The organism is Pseudomonas zeae (assembly GCF_014268485.2).
Taxonomy (GTDB): Bacteria; Pseudomonadota; Gammaproteobacteria; order Pseudomonadales; family Pseudomonadaceae; genus Aquipseudomonas; species Aquipseudomonas neuropathica.
Genome location: NZ_CP077090.1, coordinates 1,691,536 through 1,715,629, shown reverse-complemented (window position 1 = coordinate 1,715,629; position 24,094 = coordinate 1,691,536). Strand labels below are relative to the sequence as shown.

Annotated in this window: 18 protein-coding genes and 2 tRNA genes; 15 read left to right on the top strand and 5 right to left on the bottom strand. The window is 59.8% G+C overall.

Going from position 1 to position 24,094, the window contains the following annotated elements; all coding sequences use genetic code 11:
• Window positions 1-4: 4 nt before the first annotated feature.
• The 4 genes from HU754_RS07555 to pdeM all read left to right on the top strand — a co-directional run bounded on the left by HU754_RS07555 (window position 5) and on the right by pdeM (window position 5,236).
• The gene (locus HU754_RS07555) at window positions 5-1,123 is read left to right on the top strand and encodes a succinylglutamate desuccinylase/aspartoacylase family protein (protein WP_099758172.1); all 1,119 of its coding nucleotides are present in this window, start codon (window positions 5-7) and stop codon (window positions 1,121-1,123) included.
• Between the two features lie 13 nt (window positions 1,124-1,136).
• Window positions 1,137-1,901: an ABC transporter ATP-binding protein gene (locus tag HU754_RS07550; protein ID WP_034154958.1), complete on the top strand. Its 765-nt coding sequence runs from the start codon at window positions 1,137-1,139 to the stop codon at window positions 1,899-1,901.
• A gap of 192 nt (window positions 1,902-2,093) precedes the next feature.
• Entirely contained in the window at window positions 2,094-4,583 is a 2,490-nt protein-coding gene (locus HU754_RS07545; protein WP_186623648.1) for a ligase-associated DNA damage response DEXH box helicase, read from the top strand.
• Window positions 4,580-5,236 carry a ligase-associated DNA damage response endonuclease PdeM gene (pdeM, locus tag HU754_RS07540; protein ID WP_093436351.1) on the top strand — a complete coding sequence of 219 codons (657 nt, stop codon included), beginning with the start codon at window positions 4,580-4,582 and terminating at the stop codon, window positions 5,234-5,236. The genes HU754_RS07545 and pdeM overlap by 4 nt, the downstream gene beginning before the upstream one ends.
• Window positions 5,237-5,282: 46 nt before the next feature.
• On the opposite strand, the gene HU754_RS07535 is transcribed toward pdeM, so the two are convergent.
• Both HU754_RS07535 and dcd read right to left on the bottom strand, forming a co-directional pair.
• Window positions 5,283-5,492, bottom strand: a complete 210-nt coding sequence (locus HU754_RS07535; protein ID WP_007918615.1) for a hypothetical protein — start codon at window positions 5,490-5,492, stop codon at window positions 5,283-5,285.
• A 107-nt stretch (window positions 5,493-5,599) separates the two neighbouring features.
• Window positions 5,600-6,166, bottom strand: a complete 567-nt coding sequence (dcd, locus tag HU754_RS07530; protein ID WP_093436360.1) for a dCTP deaminase — start codon at window positions 6,164-6,166, stop codon at window positions 5,600-5,602.
• Window positions 6,167-6,520: 354 nt separating this feature from the next.
• On the opposite strand from dcd, the gene HU754_RS07525 reads away from it, so the two are divergent.
• The gene (locus tag HU754_RS07525) at window positions 6,521-6,730 is read left to right on the top strand and encodes a cold-shock protein (RefSeq protein WP_002554837.1); all 210 of its coding nucleotides are present in this window, start codon (window positions 6,521-6,523) and stop codon (window positions 6,728-6,730) included.
• Between the two features lie 118 nt (window positions 6,731-6,848).
• Here the strand turns inward: HU754_RS07525 and HU754_RS07520 are convergent, their stop codons facing one another.
• Window positions 6,849-7,856: a DUF481 domain-containing protein gene (locus HU754_RS07520; RefSeq protein WP_186623646.1), complete on the bottom strand. Its 1,008-nt coding sequence runs from the start codon at window positions 7,854-7,856 to the stop codon at window positions 6,849-6,851.
• Between the two features lie 165 nt (window positions 7,857-8,021).
• On the opposite strand from HU754_RS07520, the gene HU754_RS07515 reads away from it, so the two are divergent.
• From HU754_RS07515 to HU754_RS07500, 4 genes are all read left to right on the top strand, one after another.
• On the top strand, window positions 8,022-8,375 hold the full coding sequence (locus HU754_RS07515; RefSeq protein WP_016985281.1) for an MGMT family protein: 354 nt from the start codon (window positions 8,022-8,024) through the stop codon (window positions 8,373-8,375).
• 43 nt (window positions 8,376-8,418) lie between these two features.
• The gene (locus HU754_RS07510; protein ID WP_093436370.1) at window positions 8,419-9,978 is read left to right on the top strand and encodes an AmpG family muropeptide MFS transporter; all 1,560 of its coding nucleotides are present in this window, start codon (window positions 8,419-8,421) and stop codon (window positions 9,976-9,978) included.
• Between the two features lie 129 nt (window positions 9,979-10,107).
• Window positions 10,108-11,823, top strand: a complete 1,716-nt coding sequence (locus HU754_RS07505; protein WP_186623644.1) for a proline--tRNA ligase — start codon at window positions 10,108-10,110, stop codon at window positions 11,821-11,823.
• A 17-nt stretch (window positions 11,824-11,840) separates the two neighbouring features.
• On the top strand, window positions 11,841-12,794 hold the full coding sequence (locus HU754_RS07500) for a hypothetical protein (protein WP_093436376.1): 954 nt from the start codon (window positions 11,841-11,843) through the stop codon (window positions 12,792-12,794).
• Window positions 12,795-12,904: 110 nt separating this feature from the next.
• Here HU754_RS07500 and dinB read toward each other — a convergent pair whose 3' ends face one another.
• Window positions 12,905-13,966 carry a DNA polymerase IV gene (gene dinB, locus HU754_RS07495; RefSeq protein WP_095049107.1) on the bottom strand — a complete coding sequence of 354 codons (1,062 nt, stop codon included), beginning with the start codon at window positions 13,964-13,966 and terminating at the stop codon, window positions 12,905-12,907.
• A gap of 280 nt (window positions 13,967-14,246) precedes the next feature.
• Here dinB and HU754_RS07490 point away from each other — a divergent pair.
• From HU754_RS07490 to HU754_RS07470, 5 genes are all read left to right on the top strand, one after another.
• Window positions 14,247-14,323: transfer RNA gene (locus tag HU754_RS07490), tRNA-Met, on the top strand.
• A gap of 222 nt (window positions 14,324-14,545) precedes the next feature.
• A tRNA-Met gene (locus HU754_RS07485) sits at window positions 14,546-14,622 on the top strand.
• Window positions 14,623-14,901: 279 nt separating this feature from the next.
• Window positions 14,902-17,541, top strand: coding sequence for a bifunctional lysylphosphatidylglycerol flippase/synthetase MprF (gene mprF, locus HU754_RS07480; RefSeq protein ID WP_186622142.1), 2,640 nt, complete (start codon window positions 14,902-14,904; stop codon window positions 17,539-17,541).
• Complete coding sequence (locus HU754_RS07475) at window positions 17,541-18,836, top strand: virulence factor family protein (RefSeq protein WP_186622140.1); 1,296 nt, start codon at window positions 17,541-17,543, stop codon at window positions 18,834-18,836. Before mprF ends, HU754_RS07475 begins: the two co-directional genes overlap by 1 nt.
• Window positions 18,837-19,552: 716 nt before the next feature.
• Complete coding sequence (locus HU754_RS07470) at window positions 19,553-19,864, top strand: DUF3077 domain-containing protein (RefSeq protein ID WP_186622138.1); 312 nt, start codon at window positions 19,553-19,555, stop codon at window positions 19,862-19,864.
• A 196-nt stretch (window positions 19,865-20,060) separates the two neighbouring features.
• Here HU754_RS07470 and HU754_RS07465 read toward each other — a convergent pair whose 3' ends face one another.
• A complete protein-coding gene (locus tag HU754_RS07465; RefSeq protein ID WP_437182485.1) occupies window positions 20,061-21,902 on the bottom strand; it encodes a potassium transporter Kup in 1,842 nt (613 codons plus the stop codon).
• A gap of 350 nt (window positions 21,903-22,252) precedes the next feature.
• Between HU754_RS07465 and rimO the strand changes: the two genes are divergently transcribed.
• Window positions 22,253-23,590: a 30S ribosomal protein S12 methylthiotransferase RimO gene (gene rimO / locus HU754_RS07460; protein WP_034154944.1), complete on the top strand. Its 1,338-nt coding sequence runs from the start codon at window positions 22,253-22,255 to the stop codon at window positions 23,588-23,590.
• Window positions 23,591-24,094 lie beyond the last annotated feature (504 nt).

Genomic DNA, 24,094 nt, shown 5'->3' with positions numbered 1-24,094 from the left:
AAAAATGCGCCACCTGATTCATGACTTGCTGGCCCCGCTGCCGGGGACCGCACGACAGATCCACAGCTTCCACTTCGGCCCGGAGCAGGCCAAGGGCAAGGTTTACATCCAGTCCTCGCTGCACGCCGATGAACTGCCCGGCATGCTCGTCGCCTGGCACCTCAAGCAGCGTCTGGCGGAGCTGGAAGCCGCCGGGCGCCTGCGCAGCCAAATCGTGCTGGTGCCGGTGGCCAACCCGGTCGGCCTCGAACAAGTGCTGATGGACGTGCCGTTGGGCCGCTACGAACTGGAGAGCGGGCAGAACTTCAACCGCTGGTTCGTCGATCTCAGCGAAGAGATCGGCAACGCCATCGAAGGCAAGCTGAACGACGATCCGCAACACAACCTCGAACTGATCCGCACACATCTGCGCGACGCGCTCGCCCGCCAGACCGCCAGCACGCAACTGCAATCCCAGCGTCTGACCCTGCAACGGTTGGCCTGCGACGCGGACATGGTGCTGGACTTGCACTGCGATTTCGAATCGGTGGTGCACCTCTACACCACGCCCGAAGCATGGCCGCAGGTCGAACCGCTGGCGCGCTACATCGAAGCTCAGGCGAGCTTGCTGGCCACCGACTCCGGCGGTCAGTCGTTCGACGAATGCTTCACCCTGCTGTGGTGGCAACTGAAAGAGCGCTTCGGCGAACACTTCGAGATTCCGCTGGGCAGTTTTTCAGTCACCGTCGAGTTGCGCGGCCAGGGTGACGTCACCCATCCGCTGGCCAGCCGCGACTGCCAGGCGCTGATCGATTATCTGATCCAGTCCGATGCGATTGTCGGCGAGACCAAATCGCAACCACCGTTGCCGTTCCCCGCTACGCCGCTGGCCGGTGTGGAACCGGTGACCACCCCGGTCGGCGGGCTGCTGGTATACACCGCCACGGCGGGTCAATACCTCGAAGCCGGGCAACAGATCGCCGAAATCATCGACCCGATCCACGACCGGGTCACCCCCGTTCATTGCACCAGCGCCGGCGTGATGTACGCCCGCTCGCTGCGACGCATGGCCACTGCCGGCATGGTTATCGCCCACGTCGCGGGCGCTGAAGCCTATCGCAGCGGCTACCTACTTTCGCCTTGAGGATGTCTGTCCCATGTACAAACTGACCGTTGAAGGCCTGCACAAAAGCTATGGCGACCATCAGGTGCTCAAAGGCGTTTCGCTCAAGGCCAAGACCGGCGACGTGATCAGCCTGATCGGCGCCAGCGGCTCGGGCAAAAGCACCTTTTTGCGCTGCATCAACTTTCTCGAACAACCCAACGATGGCGCCATGAGCCTCGATGGCCAGGCGATCCGCATGGTCACCGACCGCCACGGCATGCACGTCGCCGACGCCGATGAACTGCAACGCCTGCGCACGCGGCTGGCGATGGTGTTCCAGCACTTCAACCTGTGGAGCCACATGACCGTGCTGGAAAACATCACCATGGCCCCGCGCCGGGTGCTGGGTTGCAGCAAACAGGAAGCCGACGACCGTGCGCGGCGTTATCTGGACAAGGTTGGCCTGCCGGCACGAGTGGCCGATCAATATCCGGCGTTTCTCTCAGGCGGTCAGCAACAGCGCGTGGCGATTGCCCGGGCGCTGGCGATGGAGCCGGAGGTAATGCTGTTTGATGAACCGACCTCGGCGCTGGACCCGGAATTGGTCGGTGAAGTGTTGAAGGTGATTCAAGGGCTGGCTGAAGAAGGTCGGACCATGATCATGGTGACCCACGAAATGAGCTTCGCTCGTAAGGTTTCCAGCCAGGTGTTGTTTCTGCATCAGGGTCTGGTGGAAGAAGAAGGCGCGCCCGAGGATGTGCTCGGCAACCCTAAAAGCGAACGCCTCAAGCAATTCCTCAGCGGCAACCTGAAATAACGCCGTACACAATCCCCTGTGGGAGCGAGCCTGCTCGCGAATGCGGTTTGACAGTTTACAAATCGTTGGCTGACACACTGCATTCGCGAGCAGGCTCGCTCCCACAATGGATCTTCATCGTCTACAAAAATCAAACTTGTCCGCCCGCCCCGTGGTCACTGGAAGAACCCCTCCAGAGCGCGCGCAGCCCGCATGGCGAAATCCTCCGACCTGGCAAAAATCTGGTTCAGCGCCCGCAACTGGAAGCCGTTCGCCTTTCAGAAACAGGTCTGGGCGGCGGTCAAAAACGGCCAATCCGGTCTGCTCCACGCCAGCACCGGTGCCGGCAAAACCTATGCGGTGTGGTTTGCCGCGCTCAATCGCTTCGCCAAACCCGCCGCTGTTGTTGAAAGCCCACGCAAGCGCAAACCACCGGCCGAACCACTGACCGTGCTGTGGATCACCCCCATGCGCGCCCTCGCCGCCGACACTGCGCGCGCCCTGCAAACACCGGTCGATGACCTGCACATCCCATGGAGCATCGGCCTGCGCACCGGCGATACCAGCAGCAGCGAACGCGCCCGGCAGAGCCGGCGCCTGCCGACCACGCTGATCACCACCCCGGAAAGCCTGACCTTACTGCTTGCTCGTACCGATGCGCAGGTGGCGCTGGCGAGTCTGCGCATGATCGTCGTCGATGAATGGCACGAACTGCTCGGTAACAAGCGCGGCGTGCAACTGCAACTGGCCCTCGCCCGCCTGCGGCATTGGCAACCCGAACTGATCGTCTGGGGGGTGTCCGCCACTCTCGGTAATCAATCCCACGCCGAACAGGTGCTGATCCCACAGGGCGGCGGCATCAGCATTCAGGGGCAAAACGAAAAAGCGCTGAAGGTCGACACCCTCCTCCCACCGGCGATTGAACGTTTTCCGTGGGCCGGACACATCGGCCTGAAGATGCTGCCGCAAGTGGTCGCCGAACTGGAGGCCTGCGCCAGCACTTTGGTGTTCACCAATACCCGGGCGCAATCGGAAATCTGGTATCAGGCACTGCTGGAGGCGCGACCCGATTGGGCCGGGTTGATCGCTTTGCATCACAGTTCACTGTCTCGCGAGACTCGCGACTGGGTCGAGCAGGCCTTGAAAGACGGGCACCTCAAAGCCGTGGTCTGCACCTCGAGCCTGGATCTGGGCGTGGATTTCCTGCCAGTCGAGCGCGTGCTGCAAATCGGCTCGGCCAAAGGCGTCGCGCGCCTGATGCAACGCGCCGGTCGTTCAGGCCACGCGCCGGGACGCACCTCGCGAGTAACGCTGGTGCCGACTCACAGCCTTGAGCTGATCGAAGCCGCTGCCGCCCGTGATGCCGTCGAACGACGGCGTATCGAACCACGCCAGTCACCGCACAAACCGCTGGATGTGCTGGTCCAGCATTTGGTCAGCATGGCCCTCGGTGGTGGATTTTTACCCGATGAGCTGTACGAAGAAGTCCGTGGCGCCTGGGCTTATCGTGACCTGACAACTGCTGACTGGGCCTGGGCGCTGGCTTTCGTACGCCATGGCGGGATGTCTCTGACAGCCTATCCGGATTACCGCCGGGTCGAGCCAGACGAGCACGGCGTCTGGCGAGTGCCGGATGCGCGATTGGCGCGGCGCCATCGCATGAGCATCGGCACCATCGTCAGTGACGCGAGCATCCATCTGAAATTCTGGAGCAAGGGCGGCGGTGGCAAACAGTTGGGCAGTGTCGAGGAAGGTTTCATCGCGCGGCTTAAACCGGGTGACGGTTTTCTCTTCGCCGGGCGTTTGCTGGAGTTGGTGCGAGTGGAAAACATGACCGCTTACGTCAAACGCAGCAACGCGAAAAAAGCCGCCGTGCCGCGCTGGAATGGCGGGCGCATGCCGCTTTCCAATGAACTCGCCGCCGCCGTCGTCAGTCGTTTCAGCGCGGCCGCGCAGGGTGAGTTTGTCGGGCCGGAAATGCACGCATTGCGGCCGTTACTGGAAACGCAGATGCGCTGGTCTGGACTGCCCACCACCGAAAACCTATTGGCCGAGGTGCTGAAGTCCCGCGAAGGCTGGCACCTTTTCCTCTATCCCTTTGCCGGGCGCCAGGTGCACCTGGGACTGGCGAGCCTGTTGGCATGGCGCGTCAGTCAACAGCAGCCTGTGACGTTTTCCATCGCGGTGAACGATTACGGCCTGGAATTGCTCAGCGCCACGCCGATCGACTGGGCCGAGTATTTGAATGCCGATCTCTTCAATGCCGATGATTTATTAGCGGACGTTCTGGCCAGTCTGAACGCAGGCGAACTGGCCTTGCGCCGTTTTCGCGAGATCGCGCGGATTGCCGGACTGGTCTTCGCCGGCTACCCCGGCGCACCGAAAAGCACCCGACAGGTGCAGGCGTCCAGCGGACTGTTTTTTGAAGTGTTCAAACAATACGACGCAGATAATCTGTTGCTGGCCCAGGCCGGGGAAGAAGTCCTGCGAGAAGAACTGGATATTCGTCGCTTGGAACAGACATTGGAGCGGATCAACGGGATGAAACTGGACTTGCATCAGGTTAAACGTCCTACACCACTGGGCTTCCCGCTGCTGGTGGAGCGCATGCGCGAAAGCATGAGTTCGGAAAAACTCGCTGATCGCATCAGGCGAATGGTTGGTGATCTGGAGAACAGCGCCGACAAGGATAAATCCTCATGAGTTCAGGCTACCCGGTACGCCTGGCCGGCGAAGAACTATGGCTTTTGCCGGAAAAAGCCCTGTACTGGCCCGCGCAACAGGTCCTGCTGATTGCCGATGTGCATTTCGGCAAAGCGGCGGCTTACCGCAGTCTGGGTCAACCGGTTCCGCACGGCACCACGGCGAGCAATATCGCAGTGATTGATCGGCTGCTGGCGAAGCTGCCCTGCCGGTTATTGATCTTTCTCGGTGACTTCCTCCACGGGCCCGGCTCTCATGCGCCAGGCACGCTGGACGCGCTGGCACAATGGCGCGCGCGCCACGCTGATCTGCCGATGACACTGATTCGCGGCAATCATGACAAACGCGCCGGTGATCCACCTGAATCGCTGAATATCCGGGTGGTGCCGGAACCGCTGCTGCTCGGGCCATTCGCCTTGCAGCACGAGCCTGATCCGCACCCTGAAAGGCACGTGCTGGCGGGTCACGTACACCCGGTCTATCGGCTGCGCGGCAAGGGTCGGCAAAGCTTGCGCCTGGCGTGTTTCAGGCTCGGCGAACGCCTCAGCCTGCTACCGGCATTCGGCGCCTTCACCGGCGGCTATGCGGTCGAGCGCGAAGAGAGTTGCAGGATTTTCGTCATCGGCGATAACGAAATATGGCCAGTCAGTTGAAGTCTTTGCAGACCTCATCTGACTGGCCATTGGTTGTCAATGCAGATCAGGCAACTGGTGCCGGTGGCGGCTCGTCCGGAAGCGTCGGTTCGCCAGGCTCGGTGGGTTGTTCGTTGGGGGTATCGGGATCGGGCTGTCCGGGAATTCCGCCGGCCATGCTCAGTGGCGGATGCGCCAACAAGGACCAGGCCAATACGCCAATCTGATTGGGCTCGAGCCTTGCCAGTTCGGCAGTGATTTGCGGATCGATCTTCATAGGGCACTCCTCGGCGAAGGCCCGTTTTGCCGAAAGCAAAAACGGGCAGTACACCCCATAGAGTGTCTGCCCGCCAAAGAATTCCCGCGATCTGTCGGATGGACCGATCAGGTGCGCGGCAAGGTCACGCCACGCTGGCCCTGGTACTTGCCGCCACGGTCCTTGTAGGACACTTCACATTCCTCGTCGGATTCGAGGAACAGCATCTGTGCCACGCCTTCGTTGGCGTAGATTTTCGCCGGCAGGTTGGTGGTGTTGGAGAATTCCAGGGTCACGTGGCCTTCCCACTCAGGCTCAAGCGGCGTGACGTTAACGATGATGCCGCAACGCGCGTAGGTGCTTTTACCCAGGCAGATGGTCAGCACATTGCGCGGAATGCGGAAATATTCGACGGTGCTGGCCAGGGCGAAGGAGTTCGGCGGAATGATGCAAACATCGCTGTGGACGTCGACGAAGCTGCCCGGATCGAAGTTTTTCGGGTCGACGATGGACGAGTTGATGTTGGTGAACACCTTGAAGTGATTGGTGCAGCGCACGTCGTAGCCGTAGCTCGATACACCGTAGGAGATCACTCGGCTGTCATCGCTGCCGCGCATCTGGCGCTCGACGAACGGCTCGATCATGCCCTGTTCCTGCGCCATGCGGCGAATCCACTTGTCCGATTTGATGCTCATGGCGGGGTGTCCTGAATAGCGAGGTGGAAAAATTCTGTCCGGCATCTTACCGGGCGCGCCGCCGGGTTCAAAGTGCGCGGTGCAATTCTCGCCGAACACCCATGAAATACGGGCTTTGGCGACGAACCGTCACACCGCCGATCCCGAAAACAGAGAAACCTTCGCAAGAAGCATTGGCACTTCTCGGAAACTGGGTTAAGGTGGCGTCACTGTGTTGCTTGTGTCACTGAGAATCTCTACACGATATGTTGAATTTCGATCCAACCATCTACAAGAATTTTTCCTGCTCTTTGCACTCAGTCTCGGCCAGGGTTCTTCCTGAGTCGCAGTTATCTTTGTTCAAGGAGTTACACCATGTCTAATCGCCAAACCGGTACCGTTAAGTGGTTCAACGATGAAAAAGGCTTCGGCTTCATCACTCCACAATCCGGTGACGACCTGTTCGTTCACTTCAAAGCTATCCAATCCGACGGCTTCAAAAGCCTGAAAGAAGGCCAACAGGTTTCTTTCATCGCTACCCGCGGTCAGAAAGGCATGCAAGCTGAAGAAGTACAAGTTATCTAACTTGTAGCTTCTTTAGAAAAGAGCCCCGCCCTTAAAAGTGGGGCTTTTTTGTGGGCGTCTGTTTTGTACAGGCAAAAAAAATCGCAGCCTGCCAGGGCTGCGATTTTTTGTGGGTGCCTTACCAGGCCACGCCAAACCCGGCGGTGTAGCGGGTCTTGTTCAAATCCGCATCGTTGGTGCCGCTGATGATGTCGCGTTCAGCCTTGAGGTTGAGCGATGCCCAGTCGGTGACTTTGTAACGCAGGCCCATTTCCGCATCCAGCGCGTAGTTGGCCACGTCGGAAAGCGGCTTGCCGATTTCACCGTTGGTGAAGAATTCGACCTTCTTGCCAATCAGGTAACGGTTGTAATCCCACTTCATCGCGACGGAATAGAAGTTGTCCTTGCTGCCATCGCGATACTCGTAGTCGGTGCGGTTAAGCAGCGAGCCGAGCGAGAACGCGCCCAACTCGTCATCCCAGAACTGGTAGCCAGGACCGGTACCGACCACACGCTGGCGCGCCAGCTCTTCGATGTGATCACGCTTGTAGTTCAGACGGCCCTGCCAAAACCATTTATCGGTCAGAAAGCGGTCGAGTGCGTATTCGGCGCGCCAGTTGTCGGTGGTGGTTTCTTCGTCCTGCACTTCGCGGTTGTACTCACCTTCGGCGGTATGACGCCAGCGACCATGACGCGCCGTGGTCTTAAAGCCGACATCGTAGTCATCGGTGTCTTTCTCGGCGCGTTGATAATCCAGCGCCAGGTCGACATTGCCCTTCCACACCAGATCTTCGACCACCGGTTTCGGTTTGAGAATCTGCTGAATGCTCGCCAGCTCAACGGTTTTCGGCGCCTCACCGTTGGCCAGGGTGACCTTGCCATCTTCGGCAGCCGTCAGCGACTTGGACACTTCACCGCTGTAGGCATCCTGCTTGACCAGCAAGTGCTGATCACTGTCCAGCGTCTTGACCTCTTTCCAGTCAATGGTGACTGCACCGGCGTATTTGGTCTGGATCAACAGCTTGCCGCCATCGAACACGGTGATGGTGCCGCTCAACTTGTCACCGTTCTTCAACCAGACGGTGTCGGCAAGCAGGGGCGTGGACGCACTGAAAACAGCAAGGCACAGCAGGGATCTGGACAACATAAGCAAATCGAAGGCTCAAGTTTGCGAAAAAAGGTCGGCATTATCCGTAGGAATAAGACCCTGACAAGGACTGACCGGACGATTTCCGATGAGTTCATTTCTCAATTGCGCGATCACCGATTACTCTGAAAGCCATCAAACTGTTCATGCTCAGGAACCGCGCACGTGAAAGACCCGCTCGACAGCGTTGAAAACGATGCGCAAATCCGACGCACGGCGCTCTACTCGACGCTCGCCCAAGTGCCCGAAGGCAAAGTCGTCAGCTATGGTCAGTTAGCTGAACTGGCCGGATTGGGGCGCGCCGCCCGCTGGGTCGGCCGCACCTTGAGTCAGTTGCCCGGCGATACAAAGCTGCCCTGGCACCGTGTGCTGGGCGCCGGCGGTCGGATCAGCCTGCCGGTGGGCAGCCCGTCCGGCGATGAACAACGCGCTCGATTGCGCATGGAAGGCATCACCGTCCTGAACAATCGTGTGGATATTCAGCGCCATGGCTGGCGTCCGGTAGAGCACAGCGGTTAGAGTGCGCGCTTTGTTTCCGCAATCTTGAGGCAGACTTCAGCCCATGCCCCGTAAAACCTGGCGCGCCGCGCTAGCCGCTTATGCCAGTCCTTCGACGCTCGTGCTGTTGTTGCTCGGTTTCGCCGCCGGCCTGCCGTACATGCTGGTGTTCTCTACGCTATCCGTCTGGCTGCGTGAAGCCGGTGTCGCCCGTGAAACCATTGGCTACGCCAGTCTGATCGGCCTGGCCTATGCGTTCAAATGGGTCTGGTCACCACTGCTCGACCAATGGCGCCTGCCGTTGCTGGGCAAACTTGGCCGTCGCCGTTCGTGGCTGGTGCTCTCACAAGCCCTGGTGATCCTCGGCTTGATCGGCATGGGTTTCTGCGACCCGCAAAAGCACCTGTCCTGGTTGATCGCCATTGCGGTTGTCGTCGCCTTCGCCTCCGCCACCCAAGACATCGCGGTCGACGCCTATCGACTGGAAATCGCCGAAGACAACCGCCAGGCCGCCCTCGCCGCCAGCTATATGTCCGGGTATCGCGTGGCTGCACTGCTGGCCACCGCTGGCGCGCTGTTCTTCGCTGAGGGCTTCGGCTCCACTGGCTTCAACTATCAGCATTCGGCCTGGGCCGGCACCTACGCGCTGTTCGGTGCCTTGATGATTCCCGCGCTGCTGACCACACTGTTCATGCGCGAGCCGCCGGTGCCGCTACGCACTCAGTTGCAGGCCGGTCGTTACACCTTCATGCACCAACTGATGTCGGTGTTTGTGCTGATCGTGTTGCTGGTCTCGGTACCGGCGATGTTCACCCAGCTCTACAACACTGATTTCGCCAGCGTGCTGTTCGGCGGCATGAGCCCGCTCGACCTGCTGCTCGAAGACCGCGCGTTTCTGCGCGCCATTCTGTATACGCTGCTGACCGGTCTGTGCCTGTCGACCATGGGCCGTCGCGGCCTCGCCCCGGTGCTGACGCCGGTCAACGACTTCATTCTGCGCTATCGCTGGCAGGCACTGCTGTTGCTCGGCCTGATCGCCACTTATCGAATGTCGGACACGGTGATGGGCGTCATGGCCAACGTGTTCTACATCGACCAGGGTTTTACCAAGGATCAGATTGCCAGTGTCAGCAAGATCTTCGGCCTGATCATGACGCTGGTCGGCGCCGGCATGGGCGGCCTGCTGATCGTGCGCTTCGGCATTCTGCCGATCCTGTTCATCGGCGGCGCGGCCTCGGCAGCCACCAACCTGCTGTTCGTCATGCTCGCCGACATGGGCCCGAACCTGCAGATGCTGGTGGTGACCATATCCCTCGACAACTTCAGCTCCGGCCTGGCGACGTCGGCGTTCGTTGCCTACCTGTCGAGCCTGACCAACCTGAAGTTCTCGGCCACGCAATACGCGCTGCTCAGCTCGATCATGCTGCTGTTGCCGCGCCTGATGGGCGGCTATTCCGGGGTTCTGGTGGAGAAGTTCGGTTACCACAGTTTCTTCCTGATCACCGCCCTGCTCGGTGTGCCGACTCTGCTGTTGATCGCCCTGCACTGGTTCCAGGAGAGCCGCCGCCAAGGCCCGACGCCAACGCCCGAGCCTGTGCCGACACCGGTCGCAGAAGAATCGTAAGACGTTTCGGCAACGGCGGGAGGAATCCCGCCGTCGTGCCTCCCTACTGACCTCACGCCTGTACGTCGGCAAAACTCGCCGGTACACTGCGGAGTCATTTCCAGTCATAGCAACCGACAACGGCCAACCATGCGCACCAGTCAATTTTTGCTCGCCACACAGAAAGAAACGCCTTCCGACGCGGTCGTGATCAGCCACCAGCTGATGCTGCGCGCCGGCATGATCCGCAAGCTCGCCTCCGGCCTGTACACCTGGCTGCCCATGGGCCTGCGAGTCATGCGCAAGGTTGAAGCCATCGTTCGCGAAGAGATGAACGCTGCAGGTTCTCTGGAAGTGTTGATGCCGAGCACCCAACCGGCCGAGCTGTGGCAGGAATCGGGGCGCTGGGAAGAGTACGGCCCTGAGCTGCTGCGCATCAAAGACCGCCACGGTCGCGACTTCTGCGCGGGCCCGACCCATGAAGAAGTGATCACCGATCTGATGCGCAACGAGTTGAGCAGCTACAAACAGCTGCCGATCAACCTGTATCAGATCCAGACCAAGTTCCGTGACGAAATCCGCCCACGCTTCGGTTTGATGCGTGGCCGTGAATTCATCATGAAAGATGCTTACTCGTTCCACGCTGATCAGGCATCGCTGCAGGTCACCTATGACCGCATGCACCAAGCGTACTGCAACGTGTTTACCCGCTTGGGCCTGAAATTCCGTCCGGTTGAAGCCGACAACGGTTCGATCGGTGGCGCCGGTTCGCACGAATTCCACGTACTGGCCGAATCCGGCGAAGACGACATCGTCTTCAGCAACGGTTCCGACTACGCGGCGAACATCGAAAAAGCCGAAGCGGTGCCACGCGAAACTTCGCGCCCTGCTCCGACAGAAGAGCTGCGCCTGGTCGATACGCCAGACACCAAAACCATCGCGGCGCTGGTGGAAAAATTCAATCTGCCGATTGAAAAGACCATCAAGACCCTGATCGTGCGCGCCGAAGAAGAAGGCAAGCTGATCGCGCTGGTCATCCGCGGCGACCACGAACTCAACGAAATCAAGGCTGCCCAGCAACCTGGCGTGGCCAGCCCGCTGGTCATGGCCACCGATGCCGAACTGCGTGACGCCATTGGCGCCGGCGCCGGTTCGCTCGGCCCGCTCAACCTGCCGCTGCCAATCATCATCGACCGTTCGGTCGAGCTGATGAGCGACTTCGGTATCGGCGCGAACATCGACGACAAGCACTACTTCGGCGTGAACTGGGAGCGTGACCTGCCGGTTCCGACCGTCGCTGACCTGCGTAACGTGGTCGCCGGTGACCCAAGCCCGGACGGCAAAGGCACGCTGGAAATCAAGCGCGGCATCGAAGTCGGGCACATCTTCCAGCTGGGCAACAAGTACAGCAAAGCGATGAAGTGCGAAGTGCTGGGCGAGAACGGCAAGCCAGTGACCCTGGAAATGGGTTGCTACGGTATCGGCGTTTCCCGCGTGGTGGCTGCGGCCATCGAGCAGAACAACGACGAAAACGGCATCATCTGGAGCGACACCCTGGCGCCGTTCCAGATCGCTCTGGTACCGCTGCGCTATGAAACCGAGCAGGTGCGCGAAGCCACCGACAAGCTGTACGCCGAACTGACAGCTGCCGGCTTCGAAGTGCTGCTGGACGATCGCGACAAGAAAACCAGCCCGGGCATCAAGTTCGCGGACATGGAGCTGATCGGCATTCCACACCGGATCGTGGTCAGCGACCGCGGCCTCGCCGAAGGCAACCTGGAATACAAGAGCCGTACCGAGCCGGAAGCGCAAGCGCTGCCGGTCGCCGATGTGGTGTCCTTCCTTCAGGCCCGTATCCGCCGCTGAAACCAGATAGAGACGTCATGTTCAAGCGAAACACCTTAGGCCTCGGTGGCACCGCCCTGTGCGGTGCCCTGCTGGTCAGCGGCTGTGCCAATCACATGTCACAACGCAGCGAGCACGAAGAGCGGGTCGAGCGAAAATTGCTCGACCACAGCCTGCAGATCGATGTCGGTGAGCCTAAGGAGCTTGAGCTGCCGCAGCGACGCGTGAAGATCAACGAGCAGAAGACCTTCGAAGTCACCGAGTTCGAAGTGACGCGTCGCTACGATCGCTACACGCCTTACCAGCCTTGGCGGGAGATCTATGAGATTCCGCTGGGCGCGGTAGCCGTGGTGGGCGGCATCGGCGCCAACGTGGTCAATGTGTTCGCCCTCGGCAACTTGCCGGACAGCGTCACCAAGGACTGGCTGAGCTATGGTTTTGCCGGGCTCAACCCGTTCATGAACGCGCAGTCCAACGGTCGTGCGCAACAGAACCTGGCCGGCATCGATGAAGTCCAGCGCGACAAGCGTACGGAGTATTCGAGCCTGCCGTGGAGCGAACGCCCGGTGCAGGTCAAGGCTGGCAAACAGACCTTCGACATGACCACTGATCGTAACGGTGTGCTGCGCCTGAACCTGCTCGACAGTCCGTTTGCCGAAAATGACCTCAATCATGTCGGCAAACTGCAGATCAGCGTCGAAGACGCCAAGGATGACGTGCACTCTGACTCATCGCTGATGATCAGCAGTCATCTGCGCGGCAAGCTGCTGGAAGCGCACGGGCTGATTTATGACGACCTGGAAGACGACGAAGTGAGCCAGTGGGTGCACCGGGTCAAACGTCTGTCGGAACTGGGTCTGGAAGAAGAAGCCAGCGAGCTGGAACAAAGCCTGATCGAACTGACGCGCAACGATCCTGAGTTGCAGACTGAGTTTCTCAAGTCGTTGACCAAGGATGCCGGACGCTTGGTGGCGGACCCAGGGCCGAACTGACAGCTGAAAGCTTCGCGAGCAGGCTCGCTCCCACAGGGGATTGGTGAACGACACAAATCCAATGTGGGAGCGAGCCTGCTCGCGAAGAGGCCCTGACAAACACCGCAAATCTAACGCTCAAACAACTCCATCTGCTCAAACCCTCCGCGTAAATCCTCCAGCCTTACCCCAACCCCCAACAACCGCACCGGTTTGCCGCCGCGATTGAACGCTTGCGTCAGCATCAACTGATAACTGCCCAGATCCCGCCCCGCCCCGGCCTGCTCCAGTGTGGTCTGGGTAAAATCATGAAACTTCACTTTCACGAACGGCTTGCCCGGCCGATAACTGCTGTCGATCCGCGCCATACGGGTTTTCAGGGTTTCGAGCAGTTCGGGCAATTTATCCAGGCAACTGCGTAGATCCGGCAGATCAACGTCGTAGGTATTTTCCACACTGATCGACTGACGCCGGCTGTCGTTATGCACCAACCGATCATCGATCCCACGGGCCAGACTCCACAGTCGCTCGCCAAAACTGCCGAACTCGCGCACCAGCGCCAGCTTGTCCCACTCGCGCAAGTGCTGGCAGTCGACGATCCCCAGCTTGCCGAGCTTGTCGGCGGTGACCTTGCCGACGCCGTGCAACTTGCTCACCGGCAAACCGCTGACAAACTCCTCCACCTGATCCGGCGTAATAACGAACAGTCCATTGGGCTTTTTCCAGTCACTGGCGATTTTTGCCAGAAACTTGTTCGGCGCCACGCCCGCAGACACAGTGATGTGCAATTGATTGGAGACCCGCCGGCGAATGTCTTGGGCAATGCGTGTGGCACTGCCGCCGAAATGCGCGCTATCGGAAACATCCAGATAAGCCTCATCCAGCGACAGCGGTTCAATCAGGTCGGTGTAGTCGCTGAAGATCGTGTGTATTTCTTTCGACGCTTCGCGATAGGCGTCCATGCGCGGCTTGACGATGGTCAGGTCCGGGCACAGCTTCAAAGCATGTCCCGAAGCCATCGCCGAACGCACGCCATAGGCCCGCGCTTCGTAATTGCAGGTGGCGATCACCCCGCGCCGGTCCGCCGAACCACCCACCGCCAGCGGCTTGCCGGCCAGACGCGGGTCATCGCGCATCTCGATGGCGGCGTAGAAACAGTCGCAGTCAATGTGGATGATTTTTCGCTGAGTCATGTCAGAAAAGGAAACGTGGCGAACCGGATCGGCAGTATCTCACTGACACCTGTATATAGCACCAGTGGTATGAAGGTTCTTTCTAGGCGGTAGGAAATGTCCTTTGAATTTATTTTCTCAATCGACGAGTGGCCGCCAATAGAGCTGAAAGCCTTGCGCCACCTGCCCTGCAGCAGGAAAAACACCCGACAAAAAGCGCTAACCGATTGAACCTCAACAGATTTTATCCAGATTGCGGGTTGACACCCCTGCGTTCCTCTGTAGAATGCCGACACACAGACGCGGGATGGAGCAGTCTGGTAGCTCGTCGGGCTCATAACCCGAAGGTCGTCGGTTCAAATCCGGCTCCCGCAACCAAACATCAAAAAAGGCTACTCGAAAGAGTGGCCTTTTTTGTGCGCGTCTGTTTTGTCGATTTCCTCTTCTTATAAAGAAGCGATCGCCAAACAGGAATTCTTTGCATTTCCGAAACTTAACGCACCACCTGCGACCGTTTGACGCGATTGCACACTTATTTGACCCTTTACGGGATTAGCGGTTGACACCTCGCCGTTCGCCTGTAGAATGCCGCCACACAGACGCGGGATGGAGCAGTCTGGTAGCTCGTCGGGCTCATAACCCGAAGGTCGTCGGTTCAAATCCGGCTCCCGCAACCAAACATCAAAAAAGGCTACTCGAAAGAGTGGCCTTTTTTGTATCTGTTGAAAAAGTCCTTTCGCAACAATGATCTGTCACTGTGCAGTGAACCGCTTGGGATCTTCAGAAGTCCTCACTTGCGACTATGCTTGAGTCGCAGGCAAGGCCTCTGCAATCCAGGAACTGCCCTCGCCGATACCCGGTGAGAGGCGTAGTATTTTGTGATTATTTTTTTCTACAGGGATTGGTAACTTGGCTGGATACCTCCATCCTGTCGCGCACAATCCAAGAGGTGATTGATGCGCGCCAACTCGTCTGATCCACAAGACACCGTCACAGCGGAACACCCGATCAAACCCGAGCGCCTGCGCTTGCTGGATCGGTTGAGCAAATACCGTCAGCCCATCGGGCTGGGGGTCACCTTGCTGTTGTTCGCCATTGCGCTGATTGCCTGTCGTCATCTGCTCGCCGAACTCGATCTCGATGCGTTGCACGACTCGATTCTTGACGTGCCGAAACCCGCCTTGCTCGGCGCCTTCGCTGCGACCGTGGTCGGCTTCATTATTCTGCTTGGCTATGAATGGTCGGCCAGTCGCTATGCCGGCGTGACCTTGCCGCCGCGCACATTGGCGCTGGGCGGCTTCACCGCGTTTGCGATTGGTAATGCGATCGGTCTGTCGCTGCTGTCCGGTGGCTCGGTTCGCTACCGTTTATATGCACGACTGGGTCTGGGGGCGTCGGAAGTCGCGCACATGACCTTGTTCGCCAGTTTGTCGCTGGGCTGCGCCTTGCCGCCGCTGGCTGCACTGGCAACGCTGAGCGACCTGCCTGCTGCCTCTCAAGCCCTGGGTTTGTCCGAAGGTCTGCTCGGCACGGTTGCCGCTGTTGTGCTGGCGCTTGGCGCAGTACTGGCTATCGGCATCTACCGTCGGCGCCTGCCGGAACAACCGTTGCGCGACAACCTGCTGGTCAGGGTTGGCCGGCGCACGCTGCGCCTGCCGGGCCGCCGCCTGACGTTCCTGCAACTGATCATCACCGCGCTCGACGTTGCCGCTGCCGCTACTGTCCTCTATCTATTGCTGCCGGAGGCGCCGCCGTTCGGCGCATTCCTGCTGGTGTACCTGTTGGCATTGGCTGCCGGCGTACTCAGCCATGTGCCCGGCGGTGTCGGTGTGTTCGAAGCGATTCTGCTGGCCGCTTTCGCCGACACGCTAGGTGCCGCACCACTGGCCGCGGCGCTGCTGCTGTATCGCCTGATCTATGTGGTGCTGCCGCTGCTGGTCGCCTGCGTATTCCTGCTGATCAACGAAGGCCAACGCCTGTTTCAAACCCAGACCATGCGCGCGGCGTCCGGCCTGGCGGCACCGATTCTGGCGGTGTTGGTGTTCCTGTCCGGCGTGGTGCTGCTGTTTTCTGGTGCGACGCCCGAGATCGATACACGTCTGGAACACATCGGCTTTCTGATCCCGCATCGTCTGGTCGACGCCTCGCACTTCGGCGCCAGCCTGATCGGCGTGCTCTGCCTGATGCTCGCTCAGGGCCTGCGTCGGCGCTTGTCGGCGGCGTGGATGCTCACCACCATTCTGCTGCTGGTCGGCGCCCTGCTCTCGCTGCTTAAAGGTTTCGACTGGGAAGAAGCGACGCTGATGACCCTCACCGCAGCCCTGCTCGGTGTGTTCCGTCGCTCGTTCTATCGCCCGAGCCGCCTGACCGAACTGCCCTTCTCCCCCCTGTATCTGGTGGCCAGCCTCTGTGTGCTGGGTGCTTCGACGTGGCTGCTGCTGTTCGCCTATCAGGACGTGCCGTACAGCCATCAACTGTGGTGGCAGTTCACCCTCGACGCTGACGCCCCGCGTGGCCTGCGCTCGCTGCTCGGCGCTGCCGTGCTGTTGCTGGTCATCGCGCTGACCTGGCTGCTGCGCACCGCGCGCCCGGTCATTCACCTGCCGACGCCTGACGAGCTCGATCGCGCGGCGAAGATTCTGATGGCGTCGTCGCAACCCGACGGTGGCCTCGCGCTGACCGGTGACAAGGCGCTGCTGTTTCACCAGAACGACGAAGCGTTCCTGATGTACGCACGCCGTGGCCGCAGCCTGGTGGCGCTGTACGACCCGATCGGCCCCGGCCAGCAGCGCGCCGAGATGATCTGGCAGTTCCGCGACCTCTGCGACATTCACCACGCTCGCCCGGTGTTCTACCAGGTGCGCGCGGAGAACCTGCCGTACTACATGGACATCGGCCTGACCGCGATCAAACTCGGCGAAGAAGCCCGGGTCGATCTGCTTCGCTTTGACCTGGAAGCCAAGGGCAAAGAGATGAAGGACCTGCGCTACACCTGGAACCGTGGCACACGCGATGGCTTGTCGCTGGAGATCCACGAGCCGGGCCAAGCGCCGATGGACGAATTGAAAGTGATTTCCGATGCGTGGCTGACCGGCAAGAACGTGCGTGAGAAAGGCTTCTCCCTCGGCCGCTTCAGCGACGATTACCTGAAGCATTTCCGCATCGCGGTGATTCGCTTCGAAGGTCGCCCGGTGGCATTCGCCAACCTGCTCGAGACTTACAGCCATGACCTGGCCAGTCTCGACCTGATGCGCGCGCACCCGGACGCCCCCAAGCTGACCATGGAATTCATGATGGTCGGCCTGATTCAACACTATAAGAGTCACGGATACGCGCGCTTCAGCCTGGGCATGGTGCCGTTGTCGGGGTTGCAACCCCGGCGTGGTGCACCGCTGACCCAGCGTCTGGGCTCGATGGTTTTCCGCCGTGGTGAGCAGCTGTACAACTTCCAAGGCTTGCGCCGCTTCAAAGACAAATTCCAGCCTGACTGGGAACCCCGTTATATGGCCGTGCCCGCCGGACTCGATCCGCTGGTGGCGCTGGCCGACACTGCTGCCCTGATCGCGGGCGGCTTGACTGGATTGGTGAAACGCTGATGATTCAACGCTCCCTGAAGTACATCCTGGCCGCACTGATCGTGCTGGCCGTGATTGCCGGCGGCGGTTTCTGGTACCTCAAACGTCCGGCACCAGAACCGACGCTCGAACCTGTTACGGCGGCAGACGGCACCGTTTTGACCCGCGTCGTCCCCGGCACCAAACCCAAGGCGCAGGTGCTGGTCGCGGTCAACGACGACCAGAAACTCTCTGAAAAACAACTGACCACCCTGAGCCGCAGCGCCTCGGCGCAAATCGTTCAGGTGATTCTGCCCAAGGACTGCCTGCTGCAAAGCCGCGCCCTGCAAACCGGTCTGCGCGAACTGAACGGCCCGGCTACGCTGGTCAGCGGTATCGGCCCCGGCGCGGTACTGGCCTGGCGTTGGTTGTCTGAGCAAAAGGACGACAAGGCCCAAGCGATTTCCGTGGACCTGGCGCTGGAAAAACCCGGCTGCACTCACCTGCTGCCGAAATCCGCCGCCCACGGCCACTGGCTGGTGGCGTGGAACGACAACCCGGACGACGCCAGCGCAGGTTTCGTGCGCGATCAACCGAACGCCGAAACCAGCATCAGCGACTACGACATCAACCTCCCGCAAGTGCTGAACAACGAACTGCGCAAGATCCTCGTCGGCGGCGACAAGGCCAACGGCGGTCTGGCGATCCCGGTGGTTGAAGTGCCGGCCGGCCAAGCCAAAGACACCGTGACCCTGTTCCTTTCCGGTGACGGCGGCTGGCGCGACCTCGACCGCGACGTGGCCGGTGAAATGGCCAAGATCGGCTACCCGGTCGTCGGCATCGACACCCTGCGCTACTACTGGCAGCACAAGAGCCCGGAACAAAGCGCACTGGACCTGACCGAACTGATGCAGCACTACCGGCAGAAATGGGGCACCAAGCGCTTCATCCTCACCGGTTATTCGTTCGGCGCTGACGTATTGCCAGCGATCTACAACCGCCTGCCAGACACCGAGCAGCAACGCGTAGACGCAATCATCCTGCTGGCCTTCGCCCGCACCGGCAGCTTCGAAATCGAAGTCGAAGGCTGGCTGGGCAACGCCGGCAAAGAAGCCGCCACCGGCCCGGAGATGGCCAAGCTGCCAGCGGCCAAGGTTGTGTGCATCTACGGTGAAGAAGAGACCGATGAAAGTGGCTGCACGGACAAGACTGCCGTTGGCGAGGCAGTGAAACTGCCTGGCGGCCACCACTTCGACGAGAACTACCCGGCGTTGGCCAAGCGCTTGGTGGACTTGATCGAGAAGCGTCAGAGCAAGGACTCGGTCGCCGAAGAGTGATCTGAGCCACGCCCACAAAAAGCCCCCGCAACTTCGCAGTTACGGGGGCTTTTTACATCTCGGACGATGAACCCGTTCCCCTGTAGGAGTGAGCCTGCTCGCGATAGCGGAGTGTCAGTTGGCAACTAGGTGGCTGACACTCCGCTATCGCGAGCAGGCTCACTCCTACAGGGGATGGCGCTGGATTCGAGATTTTGTGCAGTGACCGTAAATCTCTTGACTCTTCAGGAAGCTAAAAACGCCAAGTGTCCACATTCCATAAAACGTGGACACCTGCTTGATTGGCATTATCGAATAGTCAACTCCACACTCATTCATCTGCCAAACAATCACCCACAAAACCGCCAGCAACGTTCAGTTTCGTTTACGTCTGGTCTCGCAATATCAGATGACGCCCACAGACCTTGTAGGCAAACTCCGAAACTCGTGTTCGGGCGCTTTGCCGCTCTATTGCGCTGTTTTTTGACGGGATACTCTCCGGACGTCGCTGACCCATTCAGCGATCGGGCTTGGTAACCCGGTGGAATAAGGCGCAACAGCGCACCCGACACGACTCAGGCGAAATCCCGTCCGAGTCCCTGTGTTATGGCAGCTGTGCGTGGGACGCTTTCGGGCGTGCCGGTTTCCTTGATTCCCCGGTTTACCAACCTGCGCACAGCTGCCACCCATTCGCTTGGTATCGGATGCGGCAGCTCTCGAAATCAAGGGAACTGACCATGAACAATCCACCTGATCTTAAAACCATCGGCTTCACCCCTTTCCTCTACAACTCGGATCAAGCGTTCTTCAACGTCCGCGCCGGCATCCCGATCATCGATGCCTTGTCCCAATCCTCCGACCTGCTATCCCTCGCCAAATCCTTCGCCGAGGATGCAGCCTTCATCAAAGACACCGACCGCCATGCCTGGGCCGCGCATTATCTGACAGTGATGGGCAAAGCCTTGATTGATGATGTGATTCAGGCGTTGATGCCACGACCTGCGCGGACGAAGACCGAGTCCGAAGAAGAATTGCCTGAAAGCCACTAACATCACAGAACCCTTGTGGGAGCGAGCTTGCTCGCGAAAGCGGTGGATCAGCCACCACATGTCTCGACTGACACTCAGCCTTCGCGAGCAAGCTCGCTCCCACATAGGATTTGCAGTGGATTGGAAGTTTATGTGCGGGCAAAAAAAGCCCCCGGCAGCCTTGAAGCTGACGGGGGCCTTTAATTTGAGGCCTGGCTTACATCTCCACCTGCGTCCCCAATTCAATCACCCGGTTCAGCGGCAGATTGAAGAAGCGCAAATTGCCGTTGGCATTCTTCAACATGAACGCAAACAACGCTTCACGCCAACGCGCCATGCCCTCTAGCTTCGAGGCAATCACCGTTTCCCGGCTGAGGAAGTACGTGGTGCGCATCGGGCTGAAGTCCAGATCATCCAGATGACACAGCTTAAGCGCTTGCGGCACGTCCGGCTCGTCGGTGAAGCCGAAGTGCAGGATCACCCGGAAGAAGCCTTCGCCGTGGGCCTCGACCTCGAAGCGTCGCGATGGCGGTACACGCGGGATGTCTTCGTAGACCACGGTCAGCAACACCACTTGCTCATGCAGCACCTGGTTATGCAGCAGGTTGTGCAACAACGCATGCGGTACGGCGTCGGAGCGCGCGGTGAGGAACACCGCAGTGCCCTGCACCCGATGCGGCGGTTGCACGCGGATGCTGCTGATGAAGATCGGCAGCGGCAGTGCGCCTTCGTCGAGGCGTTCGACCAGCAGTTGTTTACCGCGCTTCCAGGTGGTCATCAGCACGAACAGCGCGATACCGGCGATCACCGGGAATGCGCCGCCCTGAACGATCTTCGGCACGTTGGCGGCGAAGTACAGACCGTCCACCAGCAGGAAGCCGATCAGCACCGGCACCGCAAGGATCGGTGGCCATTTCCACAGCAGCAGCATCACCGCCGACACCAGAATGGTGGTCATCAGCATGGTGCCCGTCACTGCCACGCCATAGGCCGAGGCCAGTGCGCCGGAGGATTCGAAGCCCAGCACCAGCAGCACAACGCCAACCATCAGCGCCCAGTTCACCGCGCCGATGTAAATCTGGCCCTGCTCATCACTGGAGGTGTGCTGGATGTACATGCGCGGGATGTAACCGAGCTGAATCGCCTGACGTGTCAGGGAGAACGCGCCGGAAATCACCGCTTGCGAAGCGATCACCGTGGCCAGCGTCGACAGTCCGACCAGCGGAATCAGCGCCCAGCTCGGCGCCAGCAGATAGAACGGGTTACGCGCCGCTTCCGGGTTGTCCAGCAGCAAGGCACCCTGGCCGAAGTAGTTCAGCACCAGCGCCGGCAGCACCAGCAGGAACCACGCCCGGGCAATCGGCTTGCGACCAAAGTGGCCCATGTCGGCGTACAGCGCTTCGGCACCGGTCAGTGCCAGCACCACGGCGCCGAGGATCGCCACGCCCATGCCGGTGTGGACCATGAAGAAACGCACGGCCCAGACCGGATTCAGCGCATGCAGCACTTCTGGCGTGTGGCTGATGCCATACACACCGAGGGCGCCGAGGACGAGGAACCAGGTGACCATGATCGGCCCGAACAAGATGCCGATCCGCGCCGTACCGTGACGCTGGATCAGAAACAGTCCGACCAGCACCACCAGCGACAGCGGCACCACCCAATGGTCGATACCCTCAAACGCCAGCCCCAGACCTTCAATCGCCGACAGCACCGAAATCGCCGGGGTGATCATGCTGTCGCCGTAAAACAGCGCCGCACCGATCAGTCCGCACACCACCAGCAACGACCGCAGCTTCTTGCGATGCCCGGCCGCGCGACGGGCCAGTGCGGTGAGCGCCATGATGCCGCCCTCACCCTGGTTGTCGGCGCGTAGCACGAACATCATGTATTTGATCGACACGACCCAGATCAGCGACCAGAAGATCAACGACAGAATGCCCAGCACGCCGTCGTGATTGACCGGTACGCCGTAACCGCCGGAAAACACTTCTTTGAGGGTGTACAACGGGCTGGTGCCGATGTCGCCGTAAACTACCCCGACTGCCGCGACCAGCATGCTCAGCGGCTTGGTTGCCGAACCCTCGGCGCCTGCCGCATGACTACTTGCCTGACCCATCCAACACTCCTACTTCTCAGAACCGGCTTCTTTGAATGAAGCACTATGCTTTGTGGTGCAGCATGCGCTGTTTTACCTGTTGTTACAGACGTTTTGTTGACTGTAAAAAATTGGTAAAGCTCAACGGCGCGAAGCATAGCGCAGCACTCGTCGTATTTCCCGGCATAAAGCTGGTCAAGTGCGCTCCTCACCGCTAGAATTGCGCACTTTTTGATCAGAGGCGCGCCCTAAGCGCCCATCCGTCGGCTTTCGCACCAAGAAAGCGATGTCACAAAATACCGAGGTTAGACATGTCCACCACTCCTGCGCCGGCCAATCCAAAGGTTGGCTTTGTATCTCTGGGTTGCCCGAAAGCACTGGTCGACTCCGAGCGCATCCTGACCCAGCTGCGCATGGAAGGCTATGACGTGGTGTCCACCTATCAGGACGCCGACGTGGTCGTGGTCAATACCTGCGGTTTCATCGATTCGGCCAAGGCTGAGTCGCTGGAAGTGATCGGCGAAGCGATCAAGGAAAACGGCAAGGTGATCGTCACCGGTTGCATGGGCGTGGAAGAAGGCAATATCCGCAACGTGCACCCGAGCGTGCTGGCCGTGACCGGTCCGCAGCAGTACGAGCAAGTGGTCAACGCCGTGCACGAAGTGGTGCCGCCGCGTAAAGATCACAACCCGCTGATAGACCTGGTGCCGCCGCAAGGCATCAAACTGACCCCGCGCCACTACGCCTACCTGAAGATCTCCGAAGGCTGCAACCACAGCTGCTCCTTCTGCATCATCCCGTCGATGCGCGGCAAACTGGTCAGCCGTCCGGTCGGTGATGTACTCGACGAAGCTCAGCGCCTGGTCAAATCCGGCGTTAAAGAGCTGTTGGTGATCTCGCAAGACACCAGCGCCTACGGCGTTGACGTGAAATACCGCACCGGCTTCTGGAACGGCGCGCCGGTGAAAACCCGCATGACCGAACTCTGCGAAGCGCTGAGCACCCTCGGCGTCTGGGTCCGTCTGCACTACGTTTACCCGTACCCGCACGTTGACGAGCTGATCCCGCTGATGGCTGCCGGCAAGATCCTGCCGTACCTGGACATCCCGTTCCAGCACGCCAGCCCGAAAGTCTTGAAGTCGATGAAACGCCCGGCGTTCGAAGACAAGACCCTGGCGCGGATCAAGAACTGGCGCGAAATCTGCCCGGACCTGATCATCCGTTCGACCTTCATCGTCGGCTTCCCGGGCGAAACCGAAGAAGACTTCCAGTACCTGTTGAACTGGCTGACCGAAGCCCAGCTCGACCGCGTTGGCTGCTTCCAGTACTCGCCGGTTGAAGGCGCTCCGGCCAATGATCTGGATCTGGAGATCGTACCGGACGACGTCAAGCAGGACCGTTGGGATCGCTTCATGGCACACCAGCAAGCGATCAGCTCGGCGCGTCTGCAAATGCGTATTGGCCGTGAAATTGAAGTGCTGGTCGACGAAGTTGATGAGCAAGGCGCGGTTGGCCGCTGCTTCTTCGATGCACCGGAAATCGACGGTAACGTGTTTATTGATAACGGCAGCAATTTGAAGCCTGGCGACAAGGTCTGGTGCAAGGTTACTGACGCTGACGAATATGACCTGTGGGCTGAGCAGATCTAAGGTCAAAAGCCCCTCACCCCAGCCCTCTCCCAGAGGGAGAGGGAGCTGACCGTGTTGTTCTTTCGAATTACACCGACCTGAACGTTCGAGTCGAGCTCAGCTTTTCAACAGCACGAAGATCAGCTCCCTTCCCCCTCGCTCCCTCCCGGAGGAAGAGGGGACTGATCTATGTGTTCTTGCGAGCTGCACCGACCTGAACGTTCGAGTCGAACTCAGGTTTTGAACAGCACGAAGATCAGCTCCCTTCCCCCTCGCTCCCTCCCGGAGGAAGAGGGGACTGATCTATGTGTTCTTGCGAGCTGCACCGACCTGAACGTTCGAGTCGAACTCAGGTTTTGAACAGCACGAAGATCAGCTCCCTTCCCCCTCGCCCCCTTGGGGGAGAGGGTTGGGGTGAGGGGGTGAGCTCTTGCTGGCGACAGAAACAGCCAGCCAGACACCGCAAAAAATACAAAAAGCCCCGCTCTTTTTACGAGATGCGGGGCTTTTTTACGGCTATCGTTT

Coding starts and splice junctions, on each gene's coding strand:
- HU754_RS07510 (WP_093436370.1), top strand. CDS start 8,419: ATGCCCCGTAAAACCTGGCGCGCCGCGCTAGCCGCTTATGCCAGTCCT.
- pdeM (WP_093436351.1), top strand. CDS start 4,580: ATGAGTTCAGGCTACCCGGTACGCCTGGCCGGCGAAGAACTATGGCTT.
- HU754_RS07505 (WP_186623644.1), top strand. CDS start 10,108: ATGCGCACCAGTCAATTTTTGCTCGCCACACAGAAAGAAACGCCTTCC.
- HU754_RS07470 (WP_186622138.1), top strand. CDS start 19,553: ATGAACAATCCACCTGATCTTAAAACCATCGGCTTCACCCCTTTCCTC.
- HU754_RS07520 (WP_186623646.1), bottom strand. CDS start 7,856: ATGTTGTCCAGATCCCTGCTGTGCCTTGCTGTTTTCAGTGCGTCCACG.
- HU754_RS07535 (WP_007918615.1), bottom strand. CDS start 5,492: ATGAAGATCGATCCGCAAATCACTGCCGAACTGGCAAGGCTCGAGCCC.
- dinB (WP_095049107.1), bottom strand. CDS start 13,966: ATGACTCAGCGAAAAATCATCCACATTGACTGCGACTGTTTCTACGCC.
- HU754_RS07550 (WP_034154958.1), top strand. CDS start 1,137: ATGTACAAACTGACCGTTGAAGGCCTGCACAAAAGCTATGGCGACCAT.
- HU754_RS07465 (WP_437182485.1), bottom strand. CDS start 21,902: ATGCTGGTCGCGGCAGTCGGGGTAGTTTACGGCGACATCGGCACCAGC.
- rimO (WP_034154944.1), top strand. CDS start 22,253: ATGTCCACCACTCCTGCGCCGGCCAATCCAAAGGTTGGCTTTGTATCT.
- dcd (WP_093436360.1), bottom strand. CDS start 6,166: ATGAGCATCAAATCGGACAAGTGGATTCGCCGCATGGCGCAGGAACAG.
- HU754_RS07475 (WP_186622140.1), top strand. CDS start 17,541: ATGATTCAACGCTCCCTGAAGTACATCCTGGCCGCACTGATCGTGCTG.
- HU754_RS07555 (WP_099758172.1), top strand. CDS start 5: ATGCGCCACCTGATTCATGACTTGCTGGCCCCGCTGCCGGGGACCGCA.
- HU754_RS07545 (WP_186623648.1), top strand. CDS start 2,094: ATGGCGAAATCCTCCGACCTGGCAAAAATCTGGTTCAGCGCCCGCAAC.
- HU754_RS07525 (WP_002554837.1), top strand. CDS start 6,521: ATGTCTAATCGCCAAACCGGTACCGTTAAGTGGTTCAACGATGAAAAA.
- mprF (WP_186622142.1), top strand. CDS start 14,902: ATGCGCGCCAACTCGTCTGATCCACAAGACACCGTCACAGCGGAACAC.
- HU754_RS07500 (WP_093436376.1), top strand. CDS start 11,841: ATGTTCAAGCGAAACACCTTAGGCCTCGGTGGCACCGCCCTGTGCGGT.